At 41.3% G+C, this 6,493-nt stretch carries 7 protein-coding genes and 1 pseudogene; 7 read left to right on the forward strand and 1 reads right to left on the reverse strand.

The features are described from left to right. Positions 1-210 precede the first annotated feature (210 nt). The 7 genes and pseudogenes from EKM76_RS12485 (at position 211) to EKM76_RS12510 (ending at position 6,271) form a co-directional block, all read left to right on the forward strand. Entirely contained in the window at positions 211-1,143 is a 933-nt protein-coding gene (locus EKM76_RS12485) for a hypothetical protein (protein WP_164507656.1), read from the forward strand. A 58-nt stretch (positions 1,144-1,201) separates the two neighbouring features. Beyond that, complete coding sequence (locus tag EKM76_RS12490; protein WP_125550934.1) at positions 1,202-2,269, forward strand: hypothetical protein; 1,068 nt, start codon at positions 1,202-1,204, stop codon at positions 2,267-2,269. A 152-nt stretch (positions 2,270-2,421) separates the two neighbouring features. Further along, positions 2,422-2,475, forward strand: a pseudogene (locus tag EKM76_RS13870) (DUF6287 domain-containing protein); the annotation flags it as partial. 45 nt (positions 2,476-2,520) lie between these two features. Then, positions 2,521-3,273: a DUF6287 domain-containing protein gene (locus EKM76_RS12495; RefSeq protein WP_164507657.1), complete on the forward strand. Its 753-nt coding sequence runs from the start codon at positions 2,521-2,523 to the stop codon at positions 3,271-3,273. A 50-nt stretch (positions 3,274-3,323) separates the two neighbouring features. Continuing rightward, positions 3,324-5,147, forward strand: a complete 1,824-nt coding sequence (locus EKM76_RS12500) for an AAA family ATPase (RefSeq protein ID WP_164507658.1) — start codon at positions 3,324-3,326, stop codon at positions 5,145-5,147. A gap of 15 nt (positions 5,148-5,162) precedes the next feature. Further along, complete coding sequence (locus EKM76_RS12505; RefSeq protein ID WP_125550937.1) at positions 5,163-5,714, forward strand: hypothetical protein; 552 nt, start codon at positions 5,163-5,165, stop codon at positions 5,712-5,714. A 161-nt stretch (positions 5,715-5,875) separates the two neighbouring features. Next, positions 5,876-6,271 (forward strand): hypothetical protein, encoded by a 396-nt coding sequence (locus EKM76_RS12510; protein ID WP_125550938.1) that lies wholly within the window; start codon positions 5,876-5,878, stop codon positions 6,269-6,271. Between the two features lie 114 nt (positions 6,272-6,385). Here EKM76_RS12510 and EKM76_RS12515 read toward each other — a convergent pair. Then, positions 6,386-6,493: IS3 family transposase (locus EKM76_RS12515; RefSeq protein WP_164507642.1), on the reverse strand; the 108-nt coding region annotated here is incomplete at its 5' end.

Raw genomic sequence — 6,493 nt, forward strand, 5'->3', positions numbered from 1 at the left:
TCAGGAATATCGTTTCGCGTTCACTCATGGTAAGATGTTTGTATGGGTTCATGATTATGTGCTCCCTTCGATGGTTGTCTTCGCAAACACCATTTTACAGGGATTCATATCATGAGTCTCTTTTGTTGCACTTAAAGTATAAATTCAAGAGGCAAAAAAATACGTAGCGTGCTGTTGTTTCTCGGCTTAGCTGGCGGCCTTTATTGGGTATTGACTAAGATCGACGAACTACTTTTTGATGCAATCGTTTTACACCGTAGCCTCTCGTTGACGCTGCAAACGAGTTTAAGTTTATTGTTACGGCTGGTCATTATTTTGCTGGTGAGTGGGTTGAGTTTTGCGATTTTTAAATGGCATAACGGTGCTGTCATCGCACAAGCATCACGAAAAAGTAAAAAGGTGTGGCGGTGGGTTTTGCTGTCGTTAGGCCTATTGATAATCATTTTGTCAGGCGTAGTCTTGGCAAACCAGGCGGTGGCAGATAAGCGGCAGGCGGTAAAAAGCAGTTCTACTGCAGTTAGCAAGAAGAAAGCAGCTGCAGGGCAGATCACACCGTATGATAGCTTCAGTGATGCCATGGACACCACGTTAAAAAGTTCAGTTGTCAGCAATCGATTTATCCCTAGTTCTGGTAAAATTCCGCTAACTGATCCACCTGAAAGTGATTTGATTGAAGTATGGCCGCTGGTACTCAGTTCGGAGAAACTAAAATGGATGGATTCCCAGATTACGCTGGATCAGGCATGGGTGGCAAAATTTCAACCAACGATGATCGATATGGGCAAGGATCAAGTGTCAGTCAATGGTGCAGTTGTTTTTCAAATCACGATCAAAACGGGTAAATATGATAATTATTACTATCCAAGTCAAGGCCGATTGGTGACTAACTTAGGGACTAGTTATGAGCCAGCAGCCAGTTTTATTATGGATGGTGGCATGCCACGGCATAAGAATCGCAGTCAATACATTTATTTTTGTTTCAAACAAACGCTAGATGATGTACAACAAGTTAAGTATTTTCGCTATAGTTTCGCTGCCATAGTTGGCGATGAACAGACGGAAAAGCTACCTGATCATTCAGTGACGGTTGAGTTTGATAATAAGAAGCAACCACTTGAATACGGTGCACCAATTCAATTTTAATGCCAGCCGTAATTGAAGGCGTGGTCGAATTCTATGTCATAAAGATAGGGGATTAGGGATGAGGAAAAAAAGGCAACTTATTCTGTTGATCGGTTTATTGATATTGGGATTGTTTGGTAGGTCAACAGTCCATGGACAACAGACGAAACGTGCAGCGGCGGAAACGGTACGAACGGCGATAATCAAGCAATATTATCAGGCGGTTTATCAGCTAACGCCACAATTGATCACATATCAATACCATCACCTAGCAATCGGCGTTACTAGTCAAGCAACAGTCAAATTTACGCACGCTGATTATCAACGTAGTCCATTTTTACAAAATAGTATTACGGAAAATAAGGTGGAGCAGCCCGTAAAGTTAGCTTTTTATCCAGCCCAAGAAACTAAAAATAAGCCGTGGGTCAATTCGACGAATCAGGCGCTAGATGATCTGACAAATGGTGTGTTCGCTAGCGTAATTAATTTTCCCGCTGCCGCCAATGACTACTATCTACGTCAAACTGATGGCAATGGGCCTTTTCAGGTCAATAATGTGGCCTTCACGCCAACCACTGCACAAAAAAAAGTCTCTATGCAGCACTACGCACAACTTAACACTGAAAAAGGCGTAAAAGAACAAGCAGCTTTGCAAGCGGCGGTTACTTTAGGTTTAGTGGGTCACGAGCTCGATTTATCTTTTACGGCCAACCGCAGCATGAGTTACGGCTATGCTGCTAATGAAACGGGACAGCTGATTCGTGATAATCTGGCTAGTGAGTTAAAGGTCGACCATTTGGCGGCAGGTACTAAACTCAATGTTTGGGTCGATAGGCAGGAACAGCTGGCCTTATACACCTTTGTCTATCAAGCAGGTGACTTCAAACAAGTCGCTAATTCGGTATCAAAGTCGGCTAACAGCAGTCAAAAGTATTTAAAACAGCTAATTGCAAAAAAAACGGTCTATATGACGACACTGCGCGAACTGTCTGGTGGTGGGTACGGTCCGACTACTGGCGAAGTTAGCGTGTTCAATTTCTTCCCATTACAGCGCGTTTCTTATTATGACAATGAGCGCGGTAAATATGAACTGCATAAAGGGAGTCTTTCCATGGGTTCATCTGATAATATGACTGGTACTTTCTAGCAATCAATACAATCCCTAACGAAGAAGTGAGATAGTCTTGAACCACCTGCAGTTTAAACTGCTTAGTATATTTAGTCATAGTAAAACCCCCGGTATTGGATTCTGGTCCAATACCGGGGGTTCACTTCACTAAGCCAAAAAAAGTAAAAGTAATGAACCTTACCCAAATTAAAAAAGGTGATTACAGTAGTTTGCTTGGCAATTGGACGCAAATAGGCTATCAGTCGCCTATGTTAGCTGAACGACCGGGTATGAGGGTTATAGAGGGCGGAACTGGCAGTCTTAATATTTCAAAAAATACCATTACAAGTGATTCGATCAGTATCCGAGATCAAGCGTTGACCGATAATGCCGGTAGCCATAACTTATCATTCCAAACAAAAGATAATGTGTTGACGGCAAATCTGAACGATCAAAGTGTAGCAATCAACTGGTCCGTTACTTTTTATCCTAAGGGAACAACGAATGATTTTAAAACGGCTAGCGGCCCAATTGGCAATAATCAAAATATCATTGCTATCTGGACCAGTAACAATAACTATACTGAAATTTTTACCCAAAACGCAACGAAGCAAGTCGCGGCTACAACCAAAGCAAATTTAAATCTTGATCAACTTGCCCAAAATGATTTTTCCAGCCTTGTTGGTACTTGGAAAAATGCTCATGATGGTAAAACCATTGTTGTCACGGATAAGACTATGGATAAACCAGCTGACAGTACAGCTTATTATTCAAAGGGTGCCGTTGTCAGCGGGGCAGATAATAACAGTTATCCAGAAGTAATAACATCAGGTGAGGTTACCAACGGATACATGACAAGCGGAATCGGTACTTTTGATCCTAGCGCTGGGCCCTTCACGCCATTACTGATCGTGCCCCAAAATATAAAATTACCAGATGCTGCATCGCTATATGGGACTGATGATTCTGACGATACACGTGATCGCTTAATTTTAGGCGGTGGACAATCTGGTGTTGGTACCCAGGCCTATTACAAGGAATAAACAGGATCAATGTTTTTTAAGTAGATATTTATTATATGTGGGGGTACGAAATGAACTATAAGATTGGTCGGTTATTGGGTAATAAGCCTAAAGAAGCTGCCTTGCTGGAAATAGCGGGTAAATTACAAAATGGTGATACCGTCGTACTGATTTCGGATATTATTGATTCGGTCACAATCAATGCGGCTATTACGATCGATGGCCAGGGGCACACGTTCCATGTCGAAAATGCGGAAGCCGGTTTACAGCTTTATAATCACTGTAAAATTAAAAATTGCAATTTTGTCATTGGCGAAAAAGCAAACGCAATTACTACTCGCTCTGCAGGGATAGAGCTGTATCTGGAAGACTGTACGTTTACACATCAAACATTTACTAATGCTTACCCCGCGGTATCAAGTTTGAAGTTTTCGTTTGCCCAATTACGCTGTGATAATGTGACCATTGATTATGGGAAATTATATACAAAGAAATTAGTTGGGACATCCCTACGCCTAGGCAATTCTGAAGCGCCTGAAAATATGATCGCCTTATTGGAAAATAAGGCTTGGTCAGCAACCGAGCTTAGTTTAGAAAAACTAGATGCAGTGAATACAAATTTAAATATTTTTGGAGAAATTCAAAGATTAAATGCTTTAGAGAGCAGTATCAGCACCCGCGGAAAACGTATTTTAATTAATGAATTCATGATGGATATGAGCTTGGACATAAATCAAGCATTGAACTTGAAAGTTGTTACTGGGTTAAAAATTTATGGGGATACAACCATTAAGCAAGTCGTCACGCCTGACTGCACCCCGGATTTATTGAAGCAGTATGCAGAAAACGCTAAATTGTTTCAAGTTGCCCCTAAAAATAAAAACGTTGTCGTTAACCTAAGCGGCGACTGGCAGATCGTAAACAAGTGGCGAAATCGAGTTCTGTCGGGGAATGTCAATTTTACTAACTATAACGATGTTAATAAGTGGAATTTTGAAAGTGAAGATTCGAAATTCACTTGGAAGGGCAGCAAGTTTACTTACAGAAAAACTTTCACACCGCAACCCAAGCAAAAAACAGCGCAAGAAAAGCTTGACGAGATGATCGGTCTCGAAGAGGTGAAGAAGAAGGTTAAAGCTTATATTGCGACCAGTATCGTCAATAAGAAGCGTAAAGAGCTAGGGCAAAATATTGCGACAAATAGCTTACACTTGATTTTTAGCGGTGCCGCTGGAACGGGTAAAACACAAGTTGCCCGACTTTTAGCCCAGATTTTATATGATAACGGAATTATTAAAAAGTCAGCACTTAAAGAAGCTACTGCAAAAGATATGATCGGCGAGTACACGGGTCAGACGTCGCCGAAAACGCACGAATTAATTATGTCGGCTAAAGGCGGGGTGCTTTTTATTGACGAAGCTTACGAGCTAGATCCAAGCAGTGGTGGTGATGGGTATAAGAAAGAGGCTATCACAACCTTGGTCAAAGATATGGACGATTATCGGGCGGATTTAATTGTGATCATGGCCGGTTATACTGCTGAGATGGAACAGTTATTGCAAGCAAATTCGGGGTTACCGAGCCGCTTTGTTAATAAGATCGAATTTCCTGATTACAGTGAGCAAGAACTGATTGCAATCGCTAATTTACAGTTAAAGCAGCAGAACCAAAAGCTGGCTGAAGATGGTCGTCGCGAGCTTGATGCTTTCATTAGCCAGGCGAAGAAAGATAACAAAGTAGACGGTAACGGGCGTTGGATCCGGAATGTTTTACAGTTTATCAGCCAGACGCGTGACCTTAGAATCGTGGCAGATGGATCAATGGACGCAGATCCAGCGTCGCTTAACAGTATCACTGCAGCAGATGTACGTGAAGGTATTACAAGTTTTAAATAGAAAGCGTGAATGAAGATGGCGACTGGAAAAGTTTATAAAAATGGTGACGGAACCTATGAATTTGTGGAGGATACAGATACTGGTGGGGCCGGCTTAGCGATTGGACTAGCAATTTTAATTTTTGCACTACCGGTGGCCATTTTATGGTGGTTCTTGTTCCGTGTTTCTCCAAAGCACTATGGTTGGCTCCACCATTCACTTAGTAAGTTTAAGCGAGTCGTACTATTATTATGGGCGACAGCAATTTGGTGGACAATATTGTCTGTTTCGATGGACAGCCTTAACCTATCAGCTACTGCTATGGGCTCTACCTGCCTGGGCTATAGTATTGTTACGCTCTTGTTGATTGGCTTTAATTACTTCCGCTTGAAGTCTAAAGGACTAAATCCGTGGAGCGGAACAAAGAAAGTTCGTTCAAAATCGGTTACCCACGCCATTGGTATGGCGGTACTGATTTTGATAGTGGCGTTCAGTGGTCTGAGCTTTTTCGTGAATTTAGCTGCTGCAATTGGTATTGCGTTAGTAGCTGCATTGATTGGTTATTTTGTGATCGAGAACTTCTTTTAAGCTTGTGCTAACTTGGTGTTAGTTTATTTTCAACAAGTCTAGTCCTGTGGCGACCCGTTAAAAAGTTGTCACAGGATTTTTCGTTTGAGTATAAAGGTTAATTACCGCTAAATTAGTATTACGCGTGTAATAGAATAAATAATGAAAAAAGGCGGCTTGATATGTTTAATTATGATGAATATTTGGCAAGGCAAGATAGTTTGGCCTTCGAAGCAGCAGTCACCATTTACAATAAAATAATGAGCAGCGTCGATACGAACGATTCGATTTTTAAAGAATTATGGAATGATGTGATTGTAAATGCCAGCAAGTATATCCAGATTCGCAACGCATGGCTACTTTTATCCTATAGTGATAAAGTTGCGCAAGACGATTTACGGACAACACAACATAATGCCTTCATCGCAACGCTAACGCCGTTCAAAAGATATATGGACATAAAAGGCTGGGATAGCACCTGGGTTGCTGACTTAGGTGGAATTGAATCTGACAATCGAAAAAGACTGGGCGATTTTGCAGGGTACTTGTTGTGTATCGGCTCCTTACAAACGCGTTAAATTTTAAAATACGCATCATTATCGCAGTAGAGTGAAAATTACTATCAAACCAAATTAGCAGTATTTGAAAAGCTTTTGAAGTGCAACACAAAAGTTAGACAAAAGTAAATATTTCTACGCTGCTAAGGTATGTTCTCGGTATTCACACGGGGACATACCTTTTGTTTTCAAGGAAATCCTTTGGTGATTAAACCAGTAAATATATTCCTCTGAGACTGTTTT

The organism is Loigolactobacillus zhaoyuanensis, assembly GCF_003946385.1.
In the GTDB taxonomy this organism is placed as follows: Bacteria; Bacillota; Bacilli; order Lactobacillales; family Lactobacillaceae; genus Loigolactobacillus; species Loigolactobacillus zhaoyuanensis.

Coding starts and splice junctions, on each gene's coding strand:
- EKM76_RS12490 (WP_125550934.1), top strand. CDS start 1,202: ATGAGGAAAAAAAGGCAACTTATTCTGTTGATCGGTTTATTGATATTG.
- EKM76_RS12495 (WP_164507657.1), top strand. CDS start 2,521: ATGAGGGTTATAGAGGGCGGAACTGGCAGTCTTAATATTTCAAAAAAT.
- EKM76_RS12500 (WP_164507658.1), top strand. CDS start 3,324: ATGAACTATAAGATTGGTCGGTTATTGGGTAATAAGCCTAAAGAAGCT.
- EKM76_RS12505 (WP_125550937.1), top strand. CDS start 5,163: ATGGCGACTGGAAAAGTTTATAAAAATGGTGACGGAACCTATGAATTT.
- EKM76_RS12510 (WP_125550938.1), top strand. CDS start 5,876: ATGTTTAATTATGATGAATATTTGGCAAGGCAAGATAGTTTGGCCTTC.